This window comes from Corallococcus exercitus, from assembly GCF_003611585.1.
Taxonomy (GTDB): Bacteria; Myxococcota; Myxococcia; order Myxococcales; family Myxococcaceae; genus Corallococcus; species Corallococcus exercitus.
Genome location: NZ_RAVW01000059.1, coordinates 1 through 24053 on the forward strand (window position 1 = coordinate 1; position 24053 = coordinate 24053).

The 24053-nt window shown below is 71.3% G+C and carries 21 protein-coding genes; 13 read left to right on the forward strand and 8 right to left on the reverse strand.

Features of this window, described 5'->3' with window-relative positions; genetic code table 11:
• Nucleotides 1-411: 411 nt before the first annotated feature.
• The 4 genes from D7W79_RS10335 (at nt 412) to D7W79_RS10350 (ending at nt 5734) form a co-directional block, all read left to right on the forward strand.
• Nucleotides 412-873, forward strand: coding sequence for a hypothetical protein (locus D7W79_RS10335; protein ID WP_120525188.1), 462 nt, complete (start codon nt 412-414; stop codon nt 871-873).
• A 73-nt stretch (nt 874-946) separates the two neighbouring features.
• Nucleotides 947-2374, forward strand: coding sequence for a sensor histidine kinase (locus tag D7W79_RS10340; protein ID WP_120525189.1), 1428 nt, complete (start codon nt 947-949; stop codon nt 2372-2374).
• The gene (locus tag D7W79_RS10345; protein ID WP_120525190.1) at nt 2371-3732 is read left to right on the forward strand and encodes a sigma-54-dependent transcriptional regulator; all 1362 of its coding nucleotides are present in this window, start codon (nt 2371-2373) and stop codon (nt 3730-3732) included. Before D7W79_RS10340 ends, D7W79_RS10345 begins: the two co-directional genes overlap by 4 nt.
• 199 nt (nt 3733-3931) lie before the next feature.
• Entirely contained in the window at nt 3932-5734 is a 1803-nt protein-coding gene (locus D7W79_RS10350) for a L,D-transpeptidase family protein (RefSeq protein WP_244221695.1), read from the forward strand.
• A gap of 15 nt (nt 5735-5749) precedes the next feature.
• Here D7W79_RS10350 and D7W79_RS10355 read toward each other — a convergent pair whose 3' ends face one another.
• The 5 genes from D7W79_RS10355 to D7W79_RS10375 form a co-directional block, all read right to left on the reverse strand.
• Nucleotides 5750-6496, reverse strand: a complete 747-nt coding sequence (locus D7W79_RS10355; protein WP_120525192.1) for an NADPH-dependent F420 reductase — start codon at nt 6494-6496, stop codon at nt 5750-5752.
• A gap of 32 nt (nt 6497-6528) precedes the next feature.
• Nucleotides 6529-6954 (reverse strand): MarR family winged helix-turn-helix transcriptional regulator, encoded by a 426-nt coding sequence (locus D7W79_RS10360; RefSeq protein ID WP_120525193.1) that lies wholly within the window; start codon nt 6952-6954, stop codon nt 6529-6531.
• A gap of 95 nt (nt 6955-7049) precedes the next feature.
• On the reverse strand, nt 7050-7466 hold the full coding sequence (locus D7W79_RS10365; RefSeq protein ID WP_120525194.1) for a secondary thiamine-phosphate synthase enzyme YjbQ: 417 nt from the start codon (nt 7464-7466) through the stop codon (nt 7050-7052).
• Between the two features lie 22 nt (nt 7467-7488).
• Nucleotides 7489-8202 carry an alpha/beta hydrolase gene (locus D7W79_RS10370; protein ID WP_244221696.1) on the reverse strand — a complete coding sequence of 238 codons (714 nt, stop codon included), beginning with the start codon at nt 8200-8202 and terminating at the stop codon, nt 7489-7491.
• A 17-nt stretch (nt 8203-8219) separates the two neighbouring features.
• Nucleotides 8220-8924: a peptidylprolyl isomerase gene (locus D7W79_RS10375; RefSeq protein WP_120525196.1), complete on the reverse strand. Its 705-nt coding sequence runs from the start codon at nt 8922-8924 to the stop codon at nt 8220-8222.
• 74 nt (nt 8925-8998) lie between these two features.
• Between D7W79_RS10375 and speD the strand changes: the two genes are divergently transcribed.
• The 7 genes from speD to D7W79_RS10405 are packed head-to-tail and all read left to right on the forward strand — an operon-like array spanning nt 8999 to nt 16115.
• Nucleotides 8999-9349 (forward strand): adenosylmethionine decarboxylase, encoded by a 351-nt coding sequence (gene speD / locus D7W79_RS10380; protein WP_120525197.1) that lies wholly within the window; start codon nt 8999-9001, stop codon nt 9347-9349.
• Nucleotides 9346-11262 carry a DUF4178 domain-containing protein gene (locus D7W79_RS10385; RefSeq protein WP_120525198.1) on the forward strand — a complete coding sequence of 639 codons (1917 nt, stop codon included), beginning with the start codon at nt 9346-9348 and terminating at the stop codon, nt 11260-11262. The genes speD and D7W79_RS10385 overlap by 4 nt, the downstream gene beginning before the upstream one ends.
• A 16-nt stretch (nt 11263-11278) precedes the next feature.
• Entirely contained in the window at nt 11279-11440 is a 162-nt protein-coding gene (locus D7W79_RS44255) for a hypothetical protein (protein ID WP_167497684.1), read from the forward strand.
• Nucleotides 11440-11667, forward strand: coding sequence for a DUF350 domain-containing protein (locus D7W79_RS10390; protein WP_120525199.1), 228 nt, complete (start codon nt 11440-11442; stop codon nt 11665-11667). The genes D7W79_RS44255 and D7W79_RS10390 overlap by 1 nt, the downstream gene beginning before the upstream one ends.
• 13 nt (nt 11668-11680) lie before the next feature.
• Nucleotides 11681-13177 carry a polyamine aminopropyltransferase gene (locus D7W79_RS10395; RefSeq protein ID WP_120525200.1) on the forward strand — a complete coding sequence of 499 codons (1497 nt, stop codon included), beginning with the start codon at nt 11681-11683 and terminating at the stop codon, nt 13175-13177.
• The gene (locus D7W79_RS10400; RefSeq protein ID WP_208729685.1) at nt 13168-14802 is read left to right on the forward strand and encodes an FAD-dependent oxidoreductase; all 1635 of its coding nucleotides are present in this window, start codon (nt 13168-13170) and stop codon (nt 14800-14802) included. Before D7W79_RS10395 ends, D7W79_RS10400 begins: the two co-directional genes overlap by 10 nt.
• Before the next feature lie 26 nt (nt 14803-14828).
• Complete coding sequence (locus tag D7W79_RS10405; protein ID WP_120525202.1) at nt 14829-16115, forward strand: threonine aldolase family protein; 1287 nt, start codon at nt 14829-14831, stop codon at nt 16113-16115.
• 73 nt (nt 16116-16188) lie between these two features.
• Here D7W79_RS10405 and D7W79_RS10410 read toward each other — a convergent pair whose 3' ends face one another.
• The 3 genes from D7W79_RS10410 to D7W79_RS10420 all read right to left on the reverse strand — a co-directional run bounded on the left by D7W79_RS10410 (nt 16189) and on the right by D7W79_RS10420 (nt 21721).
• Entirely contained in the window at nt 16189-16620 is a 432-nt protein-coding gene (locus D7W79_RS10410; protein WP_120525203.1) for a cupin domain-containing protein, read from the reverse strand.
• A gap of 259 nt (nt 16621-16879) precedes the next feature.
• A complete protein-coding gene (locus D7W79_RS10415; RefSeq protein WP_120525204.1) occupies nt 16880-21046 on the reverse strand; it encodes a DUF3857 domain-containing protein in 4167 nt (1388 codons plus the stop codon).
• Nucleotides 21047-21310: 264 nt separating this feature from the next.
• Nucleotides 21311-21721 carry a winged helix-turn-helix transcriptional regulator gene (locus tag D7W79_RS10420; RefSeq protein WP_167497685.1) on the reverse strand — a complete coding sequence of 137 codons (411 nt, stop codon included), beginning with the start codon at nt 21719-21721 and terminating at the stop codon, nt 21311-21313.
• A gap of 96 nt (nt 21722-21817) precedes the next feature.
• On the opposite strand from D7W79_RS10420, the gene D7W79_RS10425 reads away from it, so the two are divergent.
• Together D7W79_RS10425 and D7W79_RS10430 are read left to right on the forward strand one after the other, a co-directional pair.
• Nucleotides 21818-22855, forward strand: a complete 1038-nt coding sequence (locus D7W79_RS10425) for an NAD-dependent epimerase/dehydratase family protein (RefSeq protein ID WP_120525205.1) — start codon at nt 21818-21820, stop codon at nt 22853-22855.
• A 51-nt stretch (nt 22856-22906) separates the two neighbouring features.
• Nucleotides 22907-24049 (forward strand): hypothetical protein, encoded by a 1143-nt coding sequence (locus D7W79_RS10430; protein ID WP_120525206.1) that lies wholly within the window; start codon nt 22907-22909, stop codon nt 24047-24049.
• Nucleotides 24050-24053 lie beyond the last annotated feature (4 nt).

Consider the following 24053-nt stretch of genomic DNA (forward strand, 5'->3'; position numbering starts at 1 on the left):
GGCGGCGGCGGGGGCCGGGGTGTTGGCAAACGCGGCGGAGGCGGCGAACAGGGCGGCGACGATGACGGTCTTCATGGATGGCTCCGGGGACGACACGCCGACGCGGGATTGCATCGGTTGATGCCAGGGCCCTAGAGCACCCGCCGTGCCAGGGACGGTTTCAAGCAACTTCGCGGGGTTCTCCAGGTGGGAGCGGATCCGCCATGGGGAGAATCTCCTCAGTTGCAATTGAAACGATGGGTGCAAGCTCCCCAGGCAGGCGCACGTTGCTTTGACGGCAACCACGCTCTTCTGCAAGCTGCACCGCGTCCTTTCGTTCCGAGCGCCAGGCGCCGGACCGCGAAATGGAGCATGAAGCCCGGTCGTCCTCGTCGTGCATGTCGCGCGGCCAGGTGTCGGGAGAGATGGCGTATGCGGCACCTGCTGGCGGCATGGAGTGTGGCGTGGCTCGGAGTGGGATGCGCCGCGACCATTCCCCCTGAACGCCTCCAGGCCCAGGTGTCGGAGACGGAGCGCTGGCAGCGCGAGTACCAGGCCGAGCGTGAGCGCACCGAGGCCCTGGCGGCGAGGATGGCGGCCCTGGAGTCCGCGCTGGAGGAGCTGACGCAGGAGCGCGCGGAGGCGGAACAGGCGCGCGCGGAGGCGGAGCAGGCGCGCGCGACCGCGACGGACGAACTGGCGCGGCTGGAGACGGAGCGCCACGCGCTGGAGGAGCACAACGCGCAGCTGCTGGCGCGGCAGCGTGAGCTGGCGGCGCTGCACGAGGAGCTGTCGGACGTGTGGTACGAGTCCGCGCTGGAGCGCGCACGGCGGCGCACCCAGCCGCCCCTGCCGGGCGCCTCCTCCACCGAAGCCAACGCGCCGGTGCCGTGAGTTTCACGAGGGCGTCCCCACGGGATGCCTTCTGGTTCTTCTTTGAGTTGACCCAAGGAGCGTGCCCGTGGCGATGAACTCGCGGACCCCCATCCGTGGATACCGCGCGGGTTTCTTCTTCGTGGTGATGCTGCTGTCGGGCGTCACCGGCTTCATGCTCTGGACGGAGGTGCGCACCGGGCATCAGGTGGAAGCGCTGGTGCTGGAGGCCCTGGAGCGCGCGAGCCTCATCGGCCGCATCCGTGTGGACGTGATGTCGCTGGAGTCCGCCATCGAGGCGCACGTGCGCTCCAGCGGCGACGCCGAGCGCAAGGAAGCCGACGCGGTGATGGAGGACATCCTGGGCAGCATCCGCCAGTCCTCGGAGGCGTACATGCGCCACCTGCCGCCCGGCGAGAAGGAGGTCTGGCTGCGCTTCAACGGCGCGTGCCAGGGGCTGGCGGATCAGGTGCGCGCGGCGGCGGTCTTCTCACGGCAGAGAGACGCGGAGCGCGCCCGGCGCCACCTGGTGGAGAGCATCCGCCCGCTGGCGGCGGAGGTGGACCAATTGGCGGGACAGCTGGCCACGGAGAACGCGTCCGACGCGCGCGTGCTGGTGGGCAGGCTGGGCACGCTGCGGGTGCGCAACACGGCCCTGGGCGCGGTCACCACGCTCCTGGCCATCCTGCTGTCCATGGTGGTGGGCTGGCACATCATCTCCCTGCTCAAGCGCCAGGACGCCACCATCCAGGGGCAACTGGAGGAGCTGGGGCGGCACAACCAGGAGCTGGATGCGTTCACCCGGCGCGTGGCGCATGACCTGATGGGCCCCCTGTCCCCGCTCAAGGGCTACCTGACGCTCATCCGGCGCTCCGGCGCGGTGAAGGACCCGGGCGCGCTGGAGATGATCTCCCAGTGTGAATCCAGCGCGGTGCGCATGGGCGAACTCATTGAAGCGCTGCTGCGCTTCTGCCGCGCGGGCACCCGGGGCGACGGGACGATGGGGGAGCTGGACACGGCGGTGAGCACGCTGCTGCTGGAGGTGAGCCAGACGGCGACGGCGCTGGGCGTGTCGCTGGAGCGCGAGCTGGAGCCGGGCGTGCTGGTGGACTGTCCGGCGCAGCTGCTCCAGGTGGTGGCGCGCAACCTCTTGTCCAACGCGGTGAAGTACACGGCGGGGCGGCCGGATCCGCGCGTGAAGGTGCGGGTGGCGACGGAAGGGACGGACGCGGTGGTGGAGGTGACGGACAACGGGCTGGGGATGAGCGCGGCGACGCAGGCGTCGCTGTTCCAGCCGTTCTTCCGGGCCGCGGAGGTGCGGGGCATTCCCGGGCACGGCCTGGGGCTGGCCACCACCCGGCGCGTGGTGGAGGCGCACGGCGGCACGCTCACGGTGCACTCGGAAGAGGGAAAAGGCACTCGGATCCGCGTGAGGTTCGCGCGTGTGGCGCGCACTCCGGCTCCGCTTGTGGTGGAGTCCGGGCCGCAGCGCGACGCCCCCTCCATCCGCAAGGCCTCATGAGCTCAGCCCGAATCCTCGTCGTCGATGATGATCCGCATGCGCGCGACCTGCTCCAGCGCCTCCTGGGCGTGCTGGGGCCGGTGACGCAGGCGGCGGACCCCAAGGGCGCGGCGGAGCGGATGGGCGAGCAGTCCTTCGACCTGGTCCTCACGGACATGGCCATGCCCGACCCGGGCGATGGCCTGAAGGTGCTCCAGTTGGTGAAGTCGAACCTGCCGGACTCGCCGGTGATTGTCGTGACGGCGTTCGGCAACATCGAGGGCGCGCTGGACAGCATCCAGCTGGGCGCCTTCGACTACCTGTCCAAGCCGTTCGACGTGGACGCCATCATGCGGGTGGCGAAGCGGGCGCTGGAGCAGAAGCGGCTGGTGGAGGAGAACCGCACGCTGCGCAAGCAGGTGGAGCGCACGTCGCTGGTGGGCCGCAGCCAGGCGCTGCTGGAGGTCTACAAGCAGGTCGCTCGCGCGGCGACGAGCAACGTGCCGGTGCTGATTACCGGTGAGACGGGCACGGGCAAGGAGATGGTGGCGCGGGCGCTGCACAAGCGCTCGGCGCGTTCAGGGGGGCCGTTCATTCCGGTGGACTGCGGCGCCATCACCGAGTCGCTGATGGAGAGCGAGCTGTTCGGCCACGCGAAGGGCAGCTTCACGGGCGCGTCCGGAGCGCGGCGCGGCCTGTTCGAGGAGGCCAACGGCGGCACGCTGTTCCTGGACGAGATTGGCGACGTGGGGATGAAGGTCCAGTCGCAGCTGCTGCGCGTGCTCCAGGAGGGGGAGATCCGCCGCGTGGGCGAGAGCGTCCCGGTGAAGGTGGAGGTGCGGGTGCTGGCGGCGACGAACAAGGACCTGAAGGCGAGGGTGGCGGAAGGGGCGTTCCGCGAGGACCTGCTGTACCGGCTGGACGTGGTGCACCTGCACCTGCCGCCGTTGCGTGATCGGCGCGAGGACATCCCGGCGCTGGTGGAGCACTTCGCGTCGCTGCACGCGAGGGGCGGGGTACGGCCGGTGGTGACGGCGGACGCGATGGCGCGGCTCACGGTGTACGACTGGCCGGGCAACGTGCGGCAGCTGGAGAACGTGATGGCGCGGGCGCTCGCGCTGAACGTGACGGGCGTGCTGGGGCCGCCGGACTTCCCGGAGCCCATCGGTGACGCGCCCAAGCGACTGACGGGGCTCGCGGGAGACCTGCCCAGCCTCGCGGAGCTGTCGCGGCGGTACGCGGCGCACGTGCTCCAGCACGTCGGCGGGAACAAGAGCGAGGCCGCACGCCTGCTGGGCGTGGACCGCAAGACGCTCTACAAGCTCCTGGAGACGCCGGAAGCGCCCGAGGGCATTCCGCCCGCGGAAGGCCGGGGCTGATCCGCGCAGGGCACTTTCCGCCGTTCGTGGCAATCGCCGCTCGGGGCGCATGCCCTGCCCACCCAGGCGCTTGCGCGCGCAGGAGATCGCACCTGGGCCGACGTTGAGGATGTCAGCGGGGACCCGTAGCGTTGCGATCTGTATGCGCCGCCGCTGGTTCCCCCTCGGACTCCCCCTGATTCTCTTCGCGTGCGCTCCGGTGGAGCCTCCCGTTCCCATCGTGCAGGTGGATGCGGGCACCGTGACGGCACAAGCCCCCGTGCCCGACGCGGAGACCGCACCGCCGACGGAGTCCGCGCAGGCGCTGCGCTCCGCATGGCAGGCCACCGCGCCCGAACCGGCCGATGACGGCGGCGTCACGCATGCCACCGCGCCGGCCCTGCTGGGCGTCGTGGAGGCTTCGGAGGACGCGGGCAGCGCGCTGTCGCTGGAGCCTTCGCTGTCGCAATCCGCCTCTGTCGGAGCGGATCCCGAAGCCCTGCCCGGCGAAGAGGAGCCGCAGGTCATCACGGAGTCCGAGGTCCCCGTGCTGGAACTGGGACCGGACGGTGAGCCGTTGATCGACGCGGAGGACTCCGCATCGGATGACTCCACCGCGATGGGCACGGAGACCCTCGCGCAGGACCTGGACGGAGGGAGTGCTCCAGGTTCGTCCGCTGTCGCCGTGGGCTCCGATCCGACGGATCCCGCGACAACGCCCATCACGGGTGTCGACGGCGAAGAGGACGTCGTCGCCGAAGCACCGCTCACGGAAGCCGATGCGGGCATGGAGCCCTACGCCATTCCGTACTCCCCGGACGCGGGCTCCCTACGCGTGCGCCGCTCCATCGCGGTGCGCTCGGAGCCCCGGCAGGACTCGCCTCCGCTGGGCACCGTGGCCCAGGACATGCGCGTGCGCTGGAAGGGCGCCATGCGCGGACCGGACTGCGAGACATGGGTGGAGATCGAGCCCCGCGGCTGGGTCTGCGAGCGCTACCTGGAACAGAACTTCCGCGAGCCCCGCGTCCGCCCGCTGCCCCGCGTGGAGGAGGGCGCGCTCACGCCCGGCATCTACGCTCGCGTCGTCGGCCACCGCGTGCGCGCCTACCCGAGCCTCGCGCTCGCCCGCAAGAAACGGCAGGGCGTGCTGCTCAAGGGCTCCGTCACCGTGAAGCTCCTGGGCCAGGTGAAGGTCGGCCGGCGCACCTTCTGGCGCACCTCCGACGGCCAGTACTTCGAAGCGCGCGTCCTTCGCGAACACCGCCCCTCCGAGTTCAGCGGTCTGGACGCGGAAGCCCTCGCGTCCCTGCCCATGCCCTTCGCCTGGGCCCAGTCCCGCACCGCGCCCCGCACCGACGTGGTGGTGCGCAAAGCCCCCGACGCGCGCGCCGAACGCGAGACCGTGCTCCCGCCGCGCACGCTCGTCTCCGTGCGCGAGCTGTCCCCCGACGGCCAGTGGGTCCGCATCGCGGAGGACCACTGGGTGGCGCGCGACGACCTGCACGTCGCGTGGTCACTGGCGTCTCCGTCCATCGTGGAGCCCGGCGCGCGCTGGCTGGACGTGGACCTGGAGGCCCAGACGCTCATCGCCTACGAGGGCGACCGTCCCGTCTACGCCACGCTCATCTCCTCCGGTAAGCCCGGCACCGACACGCCCGAAGGCCTCTTCCGCATCTGGGTGAAGTTCGCGGAGGCCGACATGACGGGCCGCATGGGCAGCGCCAGCTACCGCGTGGCCACCGTGCCGTGGACCATGTTCTTCGAGGGCGACTTCGCCCTGCACACGGCCTACTGGCACGACCGCTTCGGCGAACCCGTGAGCCACGGCTGCATCAACCTGGCCCCCAAGGACGCCCGCGCCCTCTACGGGTGGACGACGCCGGAAGTGCCCACCGGCTGGTCCATGGCCCACGCGACGCCGGAAGACCCGGGCACCTGGGTGCGCATCCGCGGACAGGCGCGCGAGGAGCCGAAGAAGCGCCGCAAGAGCGCGCCCGTCGTCGCCACCGTGCGCGACCTCTAGCCGGCGGTTGACGGGCTACATGTACAAGGCGCGACTGAGGCGGACCCCATACTCCGCATCGGGATTCGTGGTGCCGTCTCCGACCCGTTCCACGACAGCCGCCACCATCAGGTCGCGCCGCTTGGGCAAGCGCGCCGCCTCGGCTGTTGCCAGCGCCGTCGGCAGCTGCTCGCGGGTGAGGTCCGTGCAGTAGCACGGCGCGCCAGGCTGCTGTCGCCACGACTCCGCGAGCGTGCCCGCGTCGAATGCGTCGAACCCGGTGTCCTCGACGAGCGCCATGCCCACCTTGCGATCCGCTTCCCGGTCCGCCGCCACGGAGAGCGCGATGCGCCCGGGGCTCCCCGGTGCCATTCCCTTGGTCGCGAAAGACGCGGAGCCGATGGAGTTCCACGCCTTGACGACCGGCCGGCCCAACAGCTCGGCCACCCACAGGCTTTCGACCTGTCCGGCCTCGATGGCGGCGATCTTGCTGTCACGGGCGGGGTAGTAGTTCGACGTGTCGATGACGACCGTCCTGGCAGGAACGCTGGCGATGAGCGGCGCGATCCCGGGGAGACGGTTCAGGGGAATCGACAGGATGACGACGTCCACGTCCGTCACCGCTTCCGCAGCCGTGACCGCGCGTGCGCCGGAGGCCAGCGCATCGGCCTCGATGGTCTCCGGGCCGCGCGAGTTGGCCACCTTCACGTCATGTCCGGCCGCACCCAGCTTGCGCGCCAGGGTCTTCCCGATGTGTCCAACGCCGACGATGCCAATCTTCATGATGGAGTCTCCTGCTGCGGGTTGTGAGGGCTTCACTCGTCTGCCGGGTGCGCGAGCGCTTCGAGCGTGCGGCGAAGGTCGTCCAGCCCCCGGTCGGTCAGCTGGCATGCCGTCTTGATCTTCCCTGGGATGCCCCGGACCTTGGGTTCGAGGGCGCGTCCCCGGGGTGTCAGGTCCACCAGCACCCGGCGCTCGTCGGCCGGGTCGCGCTTCCGCGTGACGAACCCCGCCACCTCGAGCCGCTTGACCAGCGGCGTGATGGTGCCCGTGTCCATGTCCAGGCGGGCGCCGAGCTCGCCGACGGGGAGGGGTGCACCCTCCAGCAGCGCGAGGACCACGAGGTACTGGGGGAACGTCAGGCCCAACGGCTCAAGGAACGGCTTGTGCAACCGCACCATCCGGTTGGCCGCCCCATAGAGGGCGAAAGACAGCTGCGTGCCGACGCTTTTCGGTTCCACGACTGGATTCTCTCGTTCGCTATTATATAGCGCACTAGATAATTGGGGAGGCTTCGCGGATCAACTGCTTCCGGGCAGTCAGGGGGAGGGCGGCTCTAGCCGCCCAGCACGGACACCGTGACGCGGCGGCGGTGCGGTGACGTGCGGTGCTCCCAGACGTAGACGCCCTGCCACGTGCCCAGGTCCGCTTCTCCGTCCTTCACGGGCACGCTCAGGGACACCTGCGTCAGCACCGTGCGCACGTGCGCGGGCATGTCGTCCGGCCCCTCCGCGTCGTGCTGGAACAGCGGATCGCCGTCCTTCACCAGCCGGGAGAAGAACGCCTCCAGGTCGCGCTGGACGACGGGGTCCGCGTTCTCGCTGATGAGCAGCGACGCGCTGGTGTGGTGCAGGAACAGCGTGCACAGGCCCTCACGGATGCCCGTGCCCTTCACCGCCTTCTGCACCTCACCGGTGATGTCCACCAGGCCCCGGCCCCGCGTGGACACCGTCAGCTCCTTCGCCTGATACACCCTTGCGCCTCCGTCCCGTGGGTCAGCGCCCGTCCAGCCGCTTCACGAGGAACGCCGCCAGCTGCTCCAGCTCCTCGGTGACGATGGTGTGCCCGCCGTCGAAAGGTAGGAACTCCACCGTCAGCCCCGCGCCCGTCAGCATGGCGCGCAGCCGCTCGCCCTCCGGGTAGGGGAGCACCGGGTCCTGACGGCCGTGGCCCTGGAACACCGGCAGGGACGACCGGGCCCGGGCCTTCGGCTCCCACTCCTTCCCGGCGACCATGGCCCCGGACAGCAGGCACAGCCCGGCGGGGCACTCCTCCAGCCGCAGGGCCACATCCGTGGACATCATCGCGCCCTGGCTGAAGCCTCCCAGCACGACGCGATTCAGGGGCACCTGGAGCGCCGCCACCACGCTCATCAGCGCCCGGCGCGCGGCGGGCGCTCCCGGCGGCACGGTCTGGGAGTACTGCGCCCAGTCGCGCCCCCGGCCCATCAGGATGTCCATGGGGATTTCAAACCACGCGCGGCCTCCGGGCATGCCGAGCGCGTCCAGGGACAGCAGCGCTTCCGGGAAGACGAAGCGCACGGCCTGCGCCAGCCGGGGCGCGGCAGTCATCAGCTCCGGCGCCAGCGCCACCAGGTCCGTGCCCGGCGCGCCGAAGCCGTGGCTCAACACCACCACCAGCTCCGGCGTCGCGCCCTCCGGGAGGGCGTCCACCACGTGGCAGTTCAGCTCTCCCAGCTTCGTGCGCACGTGGCGCGGGCGGAGGCTCACGGCTGCGCGTCGCTGATGGTGACGTGCTGGATGACCATGTCCGTGTCCGGCCTGTCCTGCGCGTTGCGCGGCGTGTTGGCGATCTTCTCCACCACGTCGTAGCCCTTCACCACCTCACCGAAGATGGTGTGGCGCCCCTTGAGGAACTGCGGCGTGGACGTGGTGATGAAGAACTGGCTGCCGTTGGTGCCCGGGCCGGCGTTGGCCATGGCCAGGAGGCCCTTCTTGTCGAAGTCCCGGTTGCTCTTGAACTCGTCCCCGAAGCGGTAGCCCGGGTCGCCCCGGCCGGTGCCCGTGGGGTCGCCGCCCTGGATCATGAAGTCGGGGATGACGCGGTGGAAGATGACGCCGTCGTAGAGCGGCTTGCCCTCCACGCGCTCACCCGTCTTGGGGTTGATCCACGGCTGCTCGCCGGTGGCCAGGCCCACGAAGTTCGCCACCGTCTTGGGCGCGTCCTTGGAGAAGAGCTTGAGCACGATGGTGCCCTGGTTCGTCTCCATCGTGGCCCAGAGGTCCTGGCCCTCCAGGGCCTTCTTCTGGAAGCCCGTCGCGGAGGCCGCGTCCGTCTGCAGGCTCACCGTGCGGGGAGCCGCCTGGGAGTTGGAGGGAGGGGCCTTCGCGGCCGGAGGCTGCTCCTTGTCCTTGGAGCACGCGGTCAGGGCGAGGCAGAGGAGTCCAGCGGTCAGGAATCGGGTGCGCATGGGGCGCGCATCCTAGCGGCTTTCGACCGGGCTCCAGCGTGTTAAAGAGGGCTGCACCCCCGGAGGTTTTCCCTGTGACAACCGGACAGGAATGGCTGGTTGACGCGAGCGGCTGCGCGCCCGAGCGGCTCAAGGACGCGGCCGCGCTGGCGGCACTCTTCGAGGAACTGGTCGTGCTGATGGACCTGAAGGTCGTGGGCCAGCCGCAGTGGCACGTCTTCCCGGAGCCCGGCGGCGTCACCGGCCTGGCGCTCCTGGCCGAAAGCCACCTGGCCATCCACACCTTCCCGGAGCACGGCTTCGCCGCGCTCAACGTCTACTGCTGCCGCACCCGCGCGCGTCCGGACTTCGACGCGCTGGCGGCGAAGCACCTGGGCGCCACGTCCTGCCGCGTGCGCGAGCTGTCGAGAGGGGTGGAGGCGTGACGCAGGGGGCGTGTCCGTCGTGTGGCGCGAGCGTGGAGTTCTCCGTCGGCTCCGCGCAGGTCGTGGTGTGCGCCTACTGCCAGACGATGGTGGCGCGCGTGGGCGCGGAGCTGGAGGCCCACGGCAAGGTGGCCCGCATCGTGGAGACCGACTCTCCGCTGCGCCTGGGCCTGGAGGGCCGCGTCAACGGCACCGCGTATCAAATCGTCGGACACCTCCAGAAGGACCACGGCGCCGGCCCCTGGGACGAGTGGTACGTGGAGATGTCCGACGGCCGCACCGGCTGGCTCAGCGAGTCCGAGGGCGCCTTCCACCTGCTCTCCGACGCGGGCGTGGAGGAGGGCATCCAGCTCCAGGACCTGCACCCCGGCGACCGCCTGCGCCTGCGCAACCGGCCGCTGGTGGTGGAGGAGCGCGGCCACGGGCGCGTCGTCGCCGCGGAGGGCCAGCTCCCCAGCGACGTGGATCCGGAGGCGGACAGCTACTACGTGGACGCCACCGGCCCGCGAGGCCTGTTCGTCACGCTGGACTTCGGCACGCGCGACCGCGACCCGGAGGTGTTCCTGGGGCAGAAGCTGGAGCTCACCCAGCTGGGCATCCCCCCGGGGGAGCTGCGTCCGCGCGTGCGCAAGGCGCAGCTCCAACAGGCGCGCTGCACCAACTGCAACGGCCCGCTGGAATTGCGCGCGCCGGACCAGACGCTGCGCGTGGCGTGCCCCTACTGCGGCGCGCTGATGAGCGTGGCGCAAGGCAAGCTGGCCTTCCTCAAGCTGCTCCAGAAGCCGGAGCTGCCGGCGGCTCTCGCGCTGGGGCAGAAGGGCACGCTCGACGGCGCGGAGTGGATCTGCATCGGCTACCAGGAGCGCTCGTGCGTGGTGGAGGGCACGCGCTACCCGTGGATGGAGTACCTGCTCTACCACCCGGCGCGCGGCTTCACCTGGCTGATGGAGTCCAACGGCCACTGGGTGTTCCTCAAGCCCATGGCGGCCGGTGACGCGAGCGTCGTGCCGCAGGTGTCCGCGTTCTACGAGCGCCGCCGCTACAAGGCCTTCCAGTCCGTCACCGCCGTCACCGACGCGGTGGTGGGCGAGTTCTACTGGAAGGTCTTCCAGGGCGAGCAGGCGCGCGCCACGGAGTACGTCGCGCCGCCGTACTCCGTGAACGAGGACGCCACCGACAACGAGGTCACGTACACCCACGGCGAGTACCTCACGCCGGAGCAGGTGCGTGACGCGTTCAAGCTGAAGGAGCCGCTACCCAGGCCCCGGGGCATCGCGCCCAGCCAGCCCAACACGCGCCGCGAGGCGATGATGAAGACGCTGCTCTGGTCGGCGGTGTGGCTGCTGGGCCTGTTCGCCCTGTCGGCCGTGCTCCACGCGCGCGCGCTCAACGCGCGGGTGCTGGACCTGCAGGTGACGCTGCCCCGGAGCGCGACCTCCGGCTCCCCCGACGCCATGCACTTCAGCCCGCCCTTCGAGCTTTCGAGGGACGGCAACGTGCGGGCGCAGGTCACCATGTCGCAGGCGATCGACAACGCGTGGGTGGGCGTGCAGGGCGACCTGGTGAACCAGGACACGCAGGACGTGGTGAGCTTCTACGAAGAGGTCAGCTACTACCACGGGCGCGACAGCGACGGCTCCTGGAGCGAGGGCGGCCAGGACGGCAGCGTGTTCCTGTCGTCGGTGCCCAAGGGCCGGTACGTGCTGCGGACGACCACGTCGTTCGACCCGGCCCTGAAGCTCACGGGCCCTCAGCTGGGGCCCGTCGTCAGCTACCAGGTCGTGCTCACGCACGACACGCCCAACGAGAGCTGGTTCGTCATCGCGCTGGTGCTGCTGCTGGTGATTCCGGCGCTGTCGTTCTTCTTCGCCAACAGCTTCGAGACCGAACGCTGGAAGGAAAGCAACCTGTAGGAACGAGAGGTGGACGATGAGGTACCTGGGCGGACTGGTGCTCCTGGCGTACGCGTGGGCCACCTATACGGGCTGGGCCCCGTTCAGTGACGAGGAGCGCGGACGGGTGACCGGTGATGTGAAGCGCGGTCCCGGCGGCGTGCTGCTGTGGACCGGTGGATTCATGGGAGGCAAGTGATGCTGTTGCTCGGAGTGGTGGTCACCCTGCAGGGAGTGCTGGCGAGCGTCATCTATTCGCTCATCGGCCTGGTGGTGTTCGTGGCCGGCTTCTACGTCATCCGCCTCATCCTGCCGTACGACGTGCACAAGGAGATCGAGGTCGACCAGAACGTCTCGCTGGGCATCGTCATCGGCTCCTTCATCCTGGGCCTGGCCATCATCATCGCGGCGGCCATCAGCGGCTGAACGACGTGACGCTTTGAACAAGACGCTGCTCTTCCTCACCGTCCTCGTCATCGCGACGTGCGGGCTCATCTACGAGCTCATCGTCGGGACGCTCGCCAGCTACCTGCTGGGGGACAGCATCACCCAGTTCTCCACCGTCATCGGCGGCTACCTCTTCGCCATGGGCATTGGCAGCTACCTGTCGCGCTTCGTGGAGCGCGGGGTGGCCCAGCGCTTCGTGGAGGTGGAGCTGGCCGTGGCGCTCGTCGGCGGCCTGTGCGCGCCGATGTTGTTCCTCACCTTCACGCTCACCAGCGTGTTCCCCGTCGTCCTGTACGGCAGCGTGCTGGCCATTGGCACGCTGGTGGGGCTGGAGATTCCCCTCCTGCTGCGCATCCTGCAGGACCAGCTCAAGTTCAAGGACCTGGTCAGCCAGGTGCTGACGTTCGACTACCTGGGCGCGCTCGCCGCCAGCGTGGCGTTCCCGCTCTTGCTGGTGCCGAAGCTGGGCCTGGTGCGCACGTCGCTCCTCTTTGGCCTGCTCAACGCGGGCGTGGGGCTGTGGAGCACGTGGCTGCTCGCGCCCGTGCTGGCCAACCCCGTGCGCCTGCGCGTCAAGGCGGTGGTGCTGTGCGCGGGGTTGCTGGTGTGCTTCGCGCTGGGGGACCGGCTCACCACGTTCTACGAGGACCAGCTCTACGCGGACGAGGTCGTCCACGCCACGAGCTCCCCCTACCAGCGCATCATCGTCACGCGCGGCAAGCGGGGCTTCTCGCTGTTCCTCAACGGCAACCTCCAGTTCGCCAGCATCGACGAGTACCGCTACCACGAGTCCCTGGTGCACCCGGTCATGGTGCGCGCGCAGAAGGTGGAGCACGTGCTCATCCTGGGCGGCGGGGACGGGCTCGCGGCGCGCGAGGTGCTGAAGTATCCGGAGGTGAAGTCCATCACGCTGGTGGACCTGGACCCCGCCATCACGGGGCTCGCCACGGGCTACAAGGAGCTGGCGGCGCTCAACCAACACTCCATGACGCACCCGAAGATGCGCGTCATCAACACGGACGCGATGCAGTTCCTGGCGGAAGGCACCAACACCTGGGACGTGGTGATTGTCGACTTCCCGGACCCCAACAACTTCGCGCTGGGGAAGCTGTACACGACGGGCTTCTACAAAATCCTGAAGAAGCGTCTGGCGCCGGGCGGGGTGGCGGTCATCCAGAGCACGAGCCCGCTGTTCGCGCGGCGCTCGTTCTGGTGCGTGGAGACCACGCTCAAGGCCGCGGGCTTCTGGACGCAGCCGTACCACGCGCTGGTGCCATCCTTCGGAGAGTGGGGCTACGTGCTGGTGGCGCAGGAGCCGGCCGCCCGCCACCGCCCGCTGCCGGAGGGGCTGGCGTTCCTGGACGAGGACACGCTGGAGGGGCTCACGCGCTTCTCTCCGGACATGGCGCCGCTGCCGGCGGAGGTGAACCGGCTGAACAACCAGGTGCTGGTGCACTACTACGAAGAGGAGTGGCGCCGGTGGAACTGACGCGGCGCGAGCTGGTGGCCGCGTTCCTGGGCGCCTCCGTGGCGAGCGCCTGTGCGCGGCACCCGGCCCCTCGCGCGCTGGTGCCCGGCGCCATCGTGGACCGGGCGGTGGACACCGGCCACAAGCTGCGCGGCGGGCCGCTGCCGCGCGCGCAGACGTTCGAGCCGGTGGACGTGCTGATTGTCGGCGCGGGCGTGGCCGGGCTGTCCGCCGCGTGGCGTCTGTCCGCCGCGGGCGTGAAGGACGTGCGCGTGGTGGAGCTGGAGGCGGAGGCCGGGGGCACGTCGCGCTCCGGGCGCAACGGCGTGTCCGCGTTCCCGTGGGGCGCGCACTACCTGCCGTCGCCCCTGGAGGACCGCGGGCCGGTGATGCGCCTGCTGCGGGAGATGGACGCCGTCACCGGCGTGGACGCGGACGGACACCCGTCGTTCGCGGAGGAGCTGCTCATCCAGGAGCCCGACGAGCGCGTCTTCTACAAGGGCCACTGGTACGAGGGGCTGTACCTGCGCGCGGGCGCGAGCGCCGAGGACCTGGCGGAGCTGGAGCGCTTCGACGCGCGGATGAATGCCTTCGCCGCCGCGCGCGACGCGAAGGGGCGCAAGGCGTTCGCGGTGCCGGGGGCGCTCTCCAGCGACGACGCGGAGTGGACCGCGCTGGATGCGCTGAGCATGGCGCGGTGGATGGAGGCGGAGGGCTTCCGCTCGCCCCGGCTGAAGTGGTTCGTGGACTACGCGTGCCGCGACGACTACGGCGCCACCTCCGAGCACGTCTCCGCCTGGGCGGGCATCTGGTACTTCGCCGCGCGGCAGAACGGGAAGGGCGAGCGCAGCGACGGCTTCCTGTCCTGGCCCGAGGGCAACGGCCGGCTGGTGAAGCAGCTGGCGTCGTCGCTGGGCCCGCGCCAGCTGGAGACGCAGGTGCTGGTGCACACGGTGGAGCCGGGCGAGGACGGCTGCCGCGTGCACGCGCTGGACGCGCGCACCGGGGCACCCCGCGCCTTCCAGGCCCGCCAGGTGGTGCTGGCGTGCCCGCGCTTCGTCGCCGCGCACGTGGTGGCCCCCTGGCGCGAGGCGCGGCCCGCGTGGATGGATGCCTTTGTCTACAGCCCGTGGGTGGTGGCGAACCTGACGGTGTCCGCGCCGCCGGCGTCGCGGGGCTTCCCGCTGGCCTGGGACAACGTCTTCTACGAGAGCCGGAGCCTGGGCTACGTGGTCGCCACGCACCAGTCGCTGCGCCAGGACGCGCGCGGGCCCACGGTGCTCACCTGGTACCTGCCCATGGCCGGCGCGGACGTGAAGGCGGAGCGCAATCAGGCCCTCTCCGCGACGTACGGGGACTGGGAAGCGCTGGTGATGGCGGACCTGTTGCCGGCGCACCCCGGGGTGGGCGCGCTCGCGCAGCGGCTGGAGGTGCAGCGCTGGGGCCACGCCATGGTGCGGCCCCAGCCGGGCTTCCTCTGGGGTGACGCGCGCCGCGCCGCGCAGCAGAGCCTGGGGCGGCACCTGCACTTCGCGCACACGGACCTGGGCGGCATGGCCCTCTTCGAGGAGGCCAACTGGTTCGGCGTGCAGGCCGCGGAGCGGGCCCTGGCGGGAATGGGGCGCACGAGCGCCAGTTGGTTGTAGCCAACGGAAGCGGGAGGGAAGGGCACATGAAGGACAGTCGCTTCAGCCGGGCGGAGTTCCTCGGACTCACCAGCCTGCTCGCGGGCTCCACGCTGTTCCCCGGACGGGCCGACGCGGCTCCGGACGGAGGCACGCCCTCCCTGCGCACCGTGAAGTCGCCGGGGCTCGCCGGAGTCCCCGCGTCGGATGCGGGCGTCGCGGCCCCGAAGGCGGGCGCGGCGGCGGGTTCGCAGGCGGAGTACGAACAGCTGCGGCAGGGCTGCACCGCGTCCCTGCCGGTGCGCTCCTCGTCCGACGATGGCGCGGAGTACGCGCGCATTGGCGAGTGGATGCAGCGCCAGAAGCTGTCCAGCGATGTCTACGGCAACGGCGACTTCGTGCAGGCCTTCGAGAAGAAGGTCGCGGACCTGCTGGGCTTCGAGGACGCGTGCTTCATGCCCACGGGCACCATGGCGCAGCTCATCGCGCTGCGCATCTACGCGGACGCAAGCAGCGTGCGCACCGTGGGCGTGCACCCGTCGTCGCACCACGTGCTGCACGAGGACGACGCGTACTCCGTGCTGCACCAGCTGCGCGCCGTGTACCTGGGCCCGTGGACGCGCCCGCTGCTGGCGGAGGACGTGGCCAACTCCCGCGACGTGCTGGGCAGCGTCAGCGTGGAGCTGCCGGTGCGCTGGCTGGGCGGGCAGCTCCAGACGTGGGAGCAGCTCCAGGAGCTCAAGCGCACCTGCCGCGACAAGAAGGTGAAGCTGCACATGGACGGCGCGCGGCTGTGGGAGAGCCAGCCCTTCTACGGCCGCCCCTACGCGGACATCTGCAAGGGCTTCGACTCCGTCTACGTGTCCTTCTACAAGATGGTGGGCGGCATCGGTGGCGCCATGCTGGTGGGCAGCCGCGACTTCATCAAGGAGTCGCGCGTATGGCGCCACCGGCACGGCGGCAACCTGTACCACCTGGCCCCGCTGGTGGCCTCCGCCGCCATGCGCCTCGACGCGGCGCTGGCCGCCATCCCCGGCTACGTGAAGCGCGCCAAGGTACTCACCGCGCTCCTGGCGGCGGACTCGCGCGTCACCGTGCTGCCGCAGCCGGTGCAGACGAACATGTTCCACGTGTTCCTGCGCGGCTCACCGCAGGCCTACAACCGCCAGCGCGACCGCATCGCGCGCGAGGACCGCGTCTGGGTGGCGGGAGGCTTCGGACAGACGCGTGTGCCCGGCGTCGTGTCCACGGAGCTGCAGGTGAGCGAGGGGCTGGGGAGCATCAGCGACGCCGACGCCGCCCGGGCCTTCCTGCGCCTGCTGGAGGCGGCCTGAAGCGAGGCCGCCGGCCCTGACGTCGGGTATCAATGTCAGACACCCGACGGGTGAAACACAGCAAGGCGGCCCGTCAGGCCGCCTTCTTGACGCTGTACTGCGGCGCCTGCTGCTGCTCCTTCAGGAAGAACTCCGAGTCCAGCAGCATCACGATGCGGCCCTTGTCGTCGTGGAACGCGATGGGACCGTGCGCGGTGAAGTGGATGAGCGACTCCTCCAGCGCCGTGGTGGCGGGGTGCTCGGCGCCCAGCGGCTCGAACTCGTAGTCGCCCGGGCGGGTGATGCCCAGGCGGTCCTGCGTCGAGCCGGAGAGGATGAAGATCTCCGCCGGGCCCAGGTGCTTGTGCGGCGCGAAGACGGCGCCCTTCTCCATCTTCAGGATGGCGCTCCACACGCCCGTCTCCGCGCTCACGCGCAGCAGGCGGTAGGCGGTTCCAGGCCCGAGCGGCTTCCACTCAAGATCCGCGGTGTGAACAATGCCATCCATCATCGCCATTCCGGACATGAAAGCCTCCACGGTCGGCCCTGCGCCTGTGTGACAACGTCCATGATAACGCCCGGAAAGGAAATCCTTGCAAGTTAGTCACGCGTGTCGGGTTGTTGTCTTTGAGCCATACCTTTGTCTCAGGAAGATTCCACGGCGGCTGTCCGCTGGGGCCGCTACCGGTCGCATTTTCTGACCCGGCAGCACGCCACCGGTGGTGGCGGACCCTCGTGGAAAACCGCAGGGGGTGGGCCTCACGGAGGGTCTGTGAGCGGGTCGCTCACTCGGTCCGGGACGCGGACGTGAGGGCCGCGCCGCCGCGACCCCGGTGGAGGCGTGCCTGCGCCAGCCGGTGGAACGAGCGCGTGTCGGCGGTGTCGTCGGCGGGCACGGCGCGGTAGAGGCCCCGGGCCGCCTCCGCCAGCCCGAAGGCCTCCGCCAGCCGGGCCTTGGCGTAGAGCAGGCCCGCGTCCGTGGCGACCTCCGCGCCGCCCTGGTCCACGGCGTCGTCCACCAGCTTGCGCGCCTCCACCAGCTTGCCGGACTCCACCAGCAGCGCGGCGAGCAGGGCGGTGGGCTTCGTGTCTCCCTCCGCGCCCAGGCGCACGGCCTTCTGGGCCCACGCGATGTCCTCGGACGTCACCCGGCCGCGGTGCAGCGCGGCCCAGGCCAGCGTGCGGTACGCCTCCGGGCCCGCGGTCCCCGCGTCCATCAGCTCGCTCGTGGCCTGCGTCAGGTTCGCCCAGTCCCCCAGGTTCAGGGAGGCCACCATCAGCGACTCCAGGCCCAGGCCGTCCGTGTGCAGCAGCGCGAGCCGGCTCTCCGCCACCTGGCGCAGCTCCGCCCACCGGCCGCGCTCCGCGAGCAGCTCGCGCTTGAGCCAGAAGGCCTCCGCGGACTGCGGCACGTCCGAGCGCACCTCGTCCAGGATGCCCTCCGCGTCCGGGTCGCGGCCGTTCGCGCGCAGGGCCACCGCCAGCGCCATCATCAGCCGGTGCCGCTCCTCGCCCGACGCGTACTGCGCCTGGGCCCGCAGCGCGGCGAGCACGCGCGCGTCGCCGGTGCTCGCGCCCAGGTAGGCGCACGCGGCGCGCAGGTGCGTCACGCCCTCCGCCCCGGAGAAGCCCCGCAGCGTGTTCGCGAAGGAGGCCAGGGGCGACAGGCCGCCCGGCGCCACCTCGCGCGTGTCCGCCACGGCCCATGCAATCCACACCAGGGCCTCCTTGAGCCGGCCGGCGTCCAGCCATCGCAGCGCCTCCGCGCCCAGCGGACGCGGATCCGTCACGGAGCCCAGCAGGCGCAGCTGGTTGCTCTCCGTCACGACGTACCAGGTGTCCTCGTACACCTGCGCGCCCAGCAGGAACTTCAGCCGCACCCGGTAGCCGACCTTCTCCTGTCCCTCCGCCTTGAGGTCGAGCGCCGCCACCGCCAGGTCCGCCATGGAGGACTCGCCCACGGAGTCCAGGGAGGTCCGCGCGAAGCGCGAGGCCTGCGCGTGGAGCAGCTCCAGCTTCCGGGCCAGCGTGCTGTCCTCGCGGTCGCGGTTGGACATGAGCGGGCGGATGGCGGCCTTGAAGTCCTTCACGTCGCGCGACGTCCAGGCCGCCTTGACGATGCGGCGCACCAGCGCCTCCGGTCCCTTCTCCTCCTTCGCGTTCTTGCCGTCGCGGGCGTTCTTCGCCAGCTCCAGCTGGAACTGGCGGTCCGGGTCGTAGGCGTTCTTGAGCGCCGCCTCGAAGAGCTTCACCGCCACGTCCGCGCGGCCGCGCGTGAGCAGGTGGTTGCCCGCGAGCGCCAATGCCTGACGGCGCGCGTCCGGTCCCTCGAACTCGCGGTCCGCCTCCGCGATGGCCTCCGCGACGCCCTGGCGCTCCGCGGTGGTCATCACCAGCACGTTCGCGCGAAGGTCGGAGGGCGCGGCGGCGCGCGCGGCCTCCAGCGCCTCGGCGGTGGCGCCCGAGCGGAACAGCGCCGTGATGAGCCGGTCGTCCACGTCCCGCGCGCCCAGGTCGTCGCGCAGGTGGCGCCACGTGGCCACGGCCTCGGCCAGGGGGGCGCCCCGGCCGAAGTGCTCGCCGTCGCGGTTGTGCTCCAGCAGGTCCGCCAGGAGCACGTTCGCGGCGACGTTGTCCGGCTCCAGCGCGATGGCCTTGCGGCACGACGCCACGGCGCCCTCCAGGTCCGCGCCCGGCCGCAGCCGCTGGCCCTGGGCGTCATGCTGCAACACCCACGCGAGCACGTGGTGGACCAGCGGCGAGGACGGCTGCTGCTCCACCGCCCGGCGCGCCTCGACGCGGGCCTGCGCGCCAAAGCCCAGCCGCAGCAGCGTGCCGGCATAGCGCGCGCGCACCTGCGCCGGGCCCTCGCGCGACGCGAGCCGCTTCTCGTAGAGGTCCAGGCCGTCCTTCACCCGGCCCGCCTCCACCAGCCGCGCGCCCCGGTCCTCGAGCTCCACCTCCAGCGGCGCCCGGTGCGCGAACGTGGCCAGCGCGGCGCGGAACGCCGTCACCTCGTCCGGCGTGTAGCGGCGCTTCACGGTGTCGAAGCGGAAGGTGGCGGTGAGGCCGCCGTCGGATTCACGCGTGTAGCCCAGCGCGAGCGTGGCGGGCCCCAGGGACAGCGTCTCGTCGCGGGGGACGGTCCGCACGCCGAAGCCCCGCGGGGGACGCAGGCGGTAGCGCACCTCCGCGCGGTAGGCCACCGGCAGCACCAGGTCCGCCTTGCGCTTCGCGGGCTGGGCGGGCTTGCGGCCCAGTTCGTCCGGGAGCAGCTCCCGCACGTCGTCCAGCGAGTCCGGCAGCCACGCCAGGGGCGAGTCGAGCCGCAGGGGCACGCGCACGCTGCGCCAGCCCGTGGTGGCGAAGCGCGCGGACGCGACGTCCAGCTCCAGCCGGAAGGGGCCGGTGCCCTCCTCCAGCGACGTGTGCTTCATCCCCTCCAGCTGTCCCTGGTACTGCGCGGTGGCGAGCGCCTCCAGGTTGCGGCGCAGGTCGTCCGGCCGCACCGCGCGCAGCATGCGGCGGTACTGCACCGCCAGCGAGCCCGACAGCTCGCGCGTCTCCTTCACGCGGGCCGGACCCTCGTCGGACAACTCCACGGTGCGGGTGAAGAGGGCGGTGTTGGCCGCCGCGGGCGCCTCGTCGATGACGGTGAGGCCCTGGGTGTCCGGCGCGGCCACCAGCGCGTGGCGCCCCTGCAGCTCCGGCGCGAGCATGCCGGCCTCCGCGCCCGGGTCCGTGGGGTCGATCCACAGCGCGGGCGTGCCGGGCACGTGGACGATGGCGTGGTTGAAGAAGCCCATGCCCGGCAGCTCCGGAACGTCCTCGCGCCCGGAGCGCACCAGCGCCACGTGGGCGGGGATGCCCGCGCCGCGCAGCAGCCCCACGAGCAGCGTGGACATCTCCTTGCAGTCGCCGTACTGGCGCGCGAGCACCTGCTTCGGCGGGGCGGGGACGATGGCGGCGGCGCCGAACTCCAGGCCGGTGTAGCGCACCGACTCGCGCACCTCCTCCAGCATCCGCTGCGCCACGACGCGGCGGTCCTTGGAGCCCTTCGCGAGCGCGCGGGCCCGGGCCTGGAGCGACGCGCCGTCCAGCTGCTGCTCCACGATGCCGTCGTAGGCCCGGGCCACCTCGTTCCAGGAGCGGCCCGTGGAGAAGGCCACGTGCGGCTGGAAGGCCTGGGCCGCGGGCAGGTCCGCCTCCAGGGGCGTCACGGCGGCGTAGGGCCCGCCCTCGAAGGTCAGCCGCTTGCGGTCGGACTGGTGCTGCGGCAGCGGCTCCAGCGGCAGGCCCTGGACGCGCAGCGCGAGCTGGGTGGCGGGGGCCACGTCGATGACCAGGCGCACCTTGCGCACGGGCACGGGGCTGGCGAAGTAGAAGTGCGTGACGACGCCCGCGTCGAAGAACGCCTGCGTGTCCTCCACCACCGACTCCACCTCCACGACGCTGCCGGGCCGGAGCGAGGGCAGCGGCGCGCGCAACGCGCGGGTGTCGCTGTAGACGTCCGGCGCCGCGTCCTCCACCGGCGCGTCGTGCAGCGTCCCTTCATCCAGCGGGTGCTCCTTCCCATCCGGCGTGATGACGCGGGCGCGCAGGACGGGGCGCTGCTGGCGCCAGGGGGACCACTCGGCGCGGGCCTCGGCCCACTCGCGCACGCCCGCGGCGGTGAGGATGCGGAAGACGTTGCGCTGGGTGGTGCGCCAGCGGTGGGGGCCCAGCTCCTGGTAGTTCCCCTCCCGCAGCAGCACCTCCACGTCGCCGCCCCCGGCGGGCGCGGGAAGCCTGGCGGCGCTGGCGGCCATGGCGGAGGCGGAGGCCGTGAAGGCCGGACCCTCCCAGGGCCCCGCGCGCTCGGCGCCCAGGGCCGGAAGCGCGGCGAGGAGGAGACAGAGCAGCACGGAGGACGTCGCGTCCCGGAAGGCCGGAACCGGTGAGGCGTGGCGCATGGATGTGGAGAGGCGCCCCTCCGAAGGGAAACCGCCGGGAAGGAGGGCGCGCCGGGGCCAAAGCCTAACGGTTTGGCCATGGGGAATCACACACACGCCGGGTCCTGGCTCCCGGGTGCGAGCCGTTGGCGCCTCAATCCCTGCTCAAATGCAAGGGATTGGCCGAATACCGGGTAAGTCAGGTGGGTGCTCCAAGACCGGGGCAGGGCCGGAGGTTTGCTATCCTCCGCTTTCCGATGCCCCGTCTCCTCTCGCCCGCGAAGGCTACGCGGACTCGCCTGTCGCCTCGTCCGGGGACGCCGTGTTCTCCGCCTTCGCGTCATAGGCACGGCGCGCGGCCTCCACCTGCTCGCGGCGCGCGAGCGCCCATTGCGCCAACGCGTTGAGGGGCACCAGCACGTCGCGGCCCATCTCCGTGAGCGCGTAGTCCACGCGCGGTGGGATGCTGGGTGTGACGGTGCGGGTGAGGTAGCCGTCGCGCTCCAGTCCGCGCAGCGTGGCCGTGAGCATCTTCTGCGACACGGTGCCAATGGACCGGCGCAGCTCGCTGAAGCGCAGCGGGTGCTCCGCCAGCATCACGATGACCAGCACGGACCACTTGTCGCCAATGCGGCCGAGCACGTCCCCGACGGAGCGGCAGACCTCCGAGGGGAGGTCGAGGTTACCGAGTTTCACGAAGGTGCCTTCTTGAAGTGCGCCGAAGTTACCAACATATACCCACTCTCCTTTTGAAACCTACTCCCCTGGGAGCAGGATGAGGCGGGTTGGACCATGCGCAAGGACTCGAAGGCCGAAACGGTGCTCGTGACCGGAGGCTCCGGCTACCTGGGAGGTTGGACGGTGGTGGCCCTGTTGAAGCAGGGCTACCGGGTGCGGACCACGGTGCGGAGCCTGGCGCGGGAGAGTGCGCTCCGGGCGGACATCGGCCGGCAGGTGGACCCGGAAGACCGGCTCTCCGTCTTCGCCGCGAACCTGCTGGCGGACGAGGGCTGGGCCCGGGCGGCGGAAGGGGCGGACTTCATCCTGCACACCGCGTCCCCCATGGCGGTGGGCGAGTTCAAGGACCAGGACCTCATCCGCCCCGCGCGCGAGGGCACGCTGCGGGTGCTGAAGGCGGGCGCGAAGGCAGGCGTGAAGCGGGTGGTGATGACGTCCACGCTGATGGCCGCGCTTCCGTCCGGGCCTCCTGGCGACGGCGCCCCGCCCACGGATGAGACCGTGTGGACGGACCTCACCCAGAAGGGCGTGAATCATTACGCGCATTCCAAGACGCTGGCGGAGCAGGACGCGTGGGCCTTCGTGAAACAGGCGGGCGGCGCGATGACGCTGAGCACGGTGCTGCCCTCCGTCATCCAGGGGCCGGTGATGGGCCAGGACGTCTCCGGGTCGCTGGAGATGCTGGCGCGGATGCTGCGCGGGCAGATGTCCCGGCTGCCGAGGCTGGGCTTCACCATCGTGGACGTGCGCGACCTGGTGGACCTGCACCTGAAGGCCATGACGGCGCCGGAGGCCGCGGGACAGCGCTTCGCCGCGACGAGCGACTTCCTCTGGCTTTCCGACGTCGCCCGGCTGCTGCGGGAGCACCTGGGGGCACGCGCCGCGAAGGTGTCCACGCGGATGGCGCCGGACCTCCTGGTGCGCTTCGGTGCCCTGTTCGACCCGGAGCTCCGCCAGCTCGTGAGCAACCTGGGCGTGCGGCGCGAGTTCAGCACCGCCAAGGCAGCGCGGCTGCTGGGCTGGCGGGCACGCCCCGCGGCGGAGGCGGTGCTGGCCAGCGCGGAGGGGCTGGTGCGCGAAGGGCTGGTGTGAGGGCCGCGAGGGAATGCGCGTCGCGGGAGGGCTGGTAGGCTCGTGGTCCCGATGCCCCGTCTCCTCTCGCCCGCGCAGGCCTGGCTGTTCGGCCGTGGCGTGGACCTCACCGTGTTCGCCGGCAGCGCGCTCGTGTCGGTGGCCTTCGTGCTGGCCGCGCCGTGGCTGGGGGCGGTGGGGGACACGCCCGCGTGGGCGTGGCTCCTGTTCGTGGTGGGCGTGGACGTGGCGCACGTCTGGTCCACGCTGTTCCGCACGTACCTGGACGGCGAGGAGGTGTCGCGCCGCCCGGGCCTCTACGTGGGCGCGCCGCTCGCCGCGTACGCGGTGGGCGTCTTCGCGTACATGGCCTCGCCCGCCGCGTTCTGGAGCCTGTTCGCGTACGTGGCGCTGTTCCACTTCATCCGCCAGCAGTACGGCTGGGTGGCGCTCTATGGCCGCAAGGCGCGCGTGTCCCCCTTCGAGCACCGCCTGGACGCGGCGGCCGTCTACGCCGCCACGCTGGGGCCCGTCGTCTGGTGGCACGCGAACCTGCCCCGCGCCTTCTGGTGGTTCGTGGAGAACGACTTCCTCGCCGGGCTCCCCGCGTGGGCGGGCACCGTGGCGCTGGGCGCGCACGCGGCGGTGCTGACGCTGTGGGCGGGCTTCCAGGCCTTGCGCATCGCACGGGGCGAAGGCGTGCAGGCCGGCAAGGTGTTGCTGGTGGTGGCCACGTGGGTGGCGTGGTTCGGCGGCATCGTGCTCGCGCGGGACGACTTCGCCTTCACGGTGATGAACGTGGTGCTGCACGGCGTGCCGTACTTCGCGCTCCTGTTCCGCTACGCGCGCGGGCGCCACGCGGAAGGGGGCTTCGGCGGCCTGGGCGTGCTCCTGCGCGCGGGGCTGCCCGGCTTCCTGCTGTTCCTCGGCGTGCTGGCGCTGCTGGAGGAGGGGCTGTGGGACGTGCTCGTGTGGCACGACCGCCCGGTGTTGTTTGGCGACAGTGGACCTGTCCTGGAGGCCGATGTGCTGGCGCTCGTGGTGCCGCTGCTTGCACTGCCGCAGGCCACGCACTACGTGCTGGATGCCTTCATCTGGAAGGCCGGCAGGGAGCCCGCGCTGCTGGCCCGGCTCGGCTGGACTCGGGCGGGGCAGGGGCCGGTAACCGTCAGCCCGGCACGGAAGGTGGTAGCCATTTCCGCAGGGGGTGAATAGAGCT

Excerpts from the sequence above, each read along its gene's own strand:
- D7W79_RS10335 (WP_120525188.1), top strand. The coding sequence starts at position 412 with ATGCGGCACCTGCTGGCGGCATGGAGTGTGGCGTGGCTCGGAGTGGGA.
- D7W79_RS10340 (WP_120525189.1), top strand. The coding sequence starts at position 947 with ATGAACTCGCGGACCCCCATCCGTGGATACCGCGCGGGTTTCTTCTTC.
- D7W79_RS10345 (WP_120525190.1), top strand. The coding sequence starts at position 2,371 with ATGAGCTCAGCCCGAATCCTCGTCGTCGATGATGATCCGCATGCGCGC.
- D7W79_RS10355 (WP_120525192.1), bottom strand. The coding sequence starts at position 6,496 with ATGAAGATTGGCATCGTCGGCGTTGGACACATCGGGAAGACCCTGGCG.
- D7W79_RS10375 (WP_120525196.1), bottom strand. The coding sequence starts at position 8,924 with ATGCGCACCCGATTCCTGACCGCTGGACTCCTCTGCCTCGCCCTGACC.
- D7W79_RS44255 (WP_167497684.1), top strand. The coding sequence starts at position 11,279 with ATGAGGTACCTGGGCGGACTGGTGCTCCTGGCGTACGCGTGGGCCACC.
- D7W79_RS10390 (WP_120525199.1), top strand. The coding sequence starts at position 11,440 with ATGCTGTTGCTCGGAGTGGTGGTCACCCTGCAGGGAGTGCTGGCGAGC.
- D7W79_RS10405 (WP_120525202.1), top strand. The coding sequence starts at position 14,829 with ATGAAGGACAGTCGCTTCAGCCGGGCGGAGTTCCTCGGACTCACCAGC.
- D7W79_RS10410 (WP_120525203.1), bottom strand. The coding sequence starts at position 16,620 with ATGTCCGGAATGGCGATGATGGATGGCATTGTTCACACCGCGGATCTT.
- D7W79_RS10415 (WP_120525204.1), bottom strand. The coding sequence starts at position 21,046 with ATGCGCCACGCCTCACCGGTTCCGGCCTTCCGGGACGCGACGTCCTCC.
- D7W79_RS10425 (WP_120525205.1), top strand. The coding sequence starts at position 21,818 with ATGCGCAAGGACTCGAAGGCCGAAACGGTGCTCGTGACCGGAGGCTCC.
- D7W79_RS10430 (WP_120525206.1), top strand. The coding sequence starts at position 22,907 with ATGCCCCGTCTCCTCTCGCCCGCGCAGGCCTGGCTGTTCGGCCGTGGC.